Source organism: Stenotrophomonas pictorum JCM 9942, assembly GCF_001310775.1.
Lineage (GTDB): Bacteria > Pseudomonadota > Gammaproteobacteria > Xanthomonadales > Xanthomonadaceae > Stenotrophomonas > Stenotrophomonas pictorum.
In genome coordinates this window covers 1-607 of sequence record NZ_BAZI01000779.1, presented here as the reverse complement: position 1 = coordinate 607, position 607 = coordinate 1, and the positions used below count along the sequence as shown (strand labels likewise).

The window sequence follows — 607 nt, the reverse complement described above, 5'->3', positions numbered from 1 at the left end:
CCGCCGCAGACCAGGACCTGACGCACGTCGGGCAGATGCGCGAGCAGCGCATCGGCACCGTGGCGGCGGTCAGCTCCAGCAAGGTGGCCTGCACATCCGCCGGCACCGGCGGGGTGTCGGCGAAATGCGCTTCCACCCATTGAAGGTGGAACTGTTCGCGGCCGGTGCTCTTGGGCGGCGGCAGCGCGAACCACGGCTCGGCGCGCAGCTTCGCCAGCAGGACCTCGTCGACCCGGCCGCGGGCGGCAAACGCGCCGTCGGCGTCGTAAGGACAATCCAGGTGGCGCTGGCACCAGCCATCGAGCAGGGCGTTGGCCGGGCCGGTATCGAAGCCGCGGATGCTGCCGTCACGCGCGATCAGGCTCAGGTTGGCGATGCCGCCCAGGTTGAGCACCGCACGGTCCTCACCGGTGCTGCCGAGCATGGCCAGATGGAACGCCGGCATCAGCGGTGCGCCGTGACCCCCGGCGGCGACATCCCGTCGGCGGAAGTCGGCCACCGTGGTGATGCCGGTCAGTTCGGCGATGCGGCTGGCATCGCCGATCTGCCAGGTGAAAGCCGGGTCGGCCAGCGGCCGGTGGCGGATGGTCTGGCCGTGCGAGCCGAT

General features: G+C 71.3%; 1 pseudogene. It reads right to left on the bottom strand.

Annotated features, from left to right (window positions below):
- A pseudogene (locus tag JCM9942_RS17650) lies at positions 1 to 607 on the bottom strand (anhydro-N-acetylmuramic acid kinase); the annotation flags it as partial.